Below are 1,116 nucleotides of genomic sequence, written 5' to 3'. Positions count from 1 at the left end.
GGGGGACAACCGGGGGAACTGAAACATCTAAGTACCCCGAGGAAGAGAAATCAACCGAGATTGCGCGAGTAGCGGCGAGCGAAAGCGCAAGAGCCCAAACCCGGGCGAGTGTAAGCGGCAGGCGTTGCCGCCCGGGGGTTGCGGGACACTCGTCGCGGAGCTGCCCTCCGCGGAGTGGTTACAAATCCGATCGGTAGCGGAACGGCATGGAAGGGCCGGCCGCAGAGGGTGAGAGCCCCGTACGCGAAACCGATCGGACCACTGCAGTGTATCCCGAGTAGGGCCGGACACGTGAAACCCGGTCCGAAGCCGGGGGGACCACCCTCCAAGGCTAAACACTCTCCTGTGACCGATAGCGAACCAGTACCGTGAGGGAAAGGTGAAAAGCACCCCGAGAGGGGAGTGAAACAGTACCTGAAACCGTGCGCCCGCAAGCAGTCGGAGCAGCCTTTGCGCTGTGACGGCGTGCCTTTTGTAGAATGAGCCAGCGAGTTGCGGTGTGCGGCGAGGTTAAGTTTTTAAACGAGCCGCAGCGAAAGCGAGCCTTTAAGATGGCGTTACAGTCGCGCGCTGCAGACGCGAAGCCGGGTGAGCTATCCTGGGGCAGGCTGAAGCGGGGGTAAGACCCCGTGGAGGGCCGAACCCACTTCGGTTGAAAACGGAGGGGATGACCTCAGGATAGGGGTGAAAGGCCAATCAAACCCGGAGATATCTCGTTCTCCCCGAAATAGCTTTAGGGCTAGCCTCGGCCGTTCACCCGCGGTGGTAGAGCCACCGGATCCCCGAGGGGGCTTCACCGCCTACCGACGGGAACCGAACTCCGAATGCCGCGGGTTCAGAGGCCGGGAGTCAGAGCATGTGGGCTAAGCTGTGTGCTCGAGAGGGAAACAGCCCAGACCGCCCGCTAAGGTCCCCAAGTCGATGCTGAGTGGCAAAGGATGTGCGTCTGCCCAGACAACCAGGATGTTGGCTTAGAAGCAGCCATGCATTTAAAGAGTGCGTAACAGCTCACTGGTCGAGTGGACATGCGCCGACAATACACGGGGCTAAGCATCGCACCGAAGCGGCGGGCTGATTTTTTCAGCGGTAGGGGAGCGTTCCGCGCTGCGGAGAAGC

1 rRNA gene is annotated in these 1,116 nt (G+C 61.1%); it reads left to right on the top strand.

The features are described 5' to 3' along the window. Positions 1 to 1,116, top strand: a 23S ribosomal RNA gene (locus DMP11_RS10065); the annotation flags it as partial.

Origin of the sequence: Parvibacter caecicola (assembly GCF_003725335.1) — a bacterium.
GTDB lineage: Bacteria > Actinomycetota > Coriobacteriia > Coriobacteriales > Eggerthellaceae > Parvibacter > Parvibacter caecicola.
This window is presented reverse-complemented; position numbering and strand designations above follow the sequence as displayed.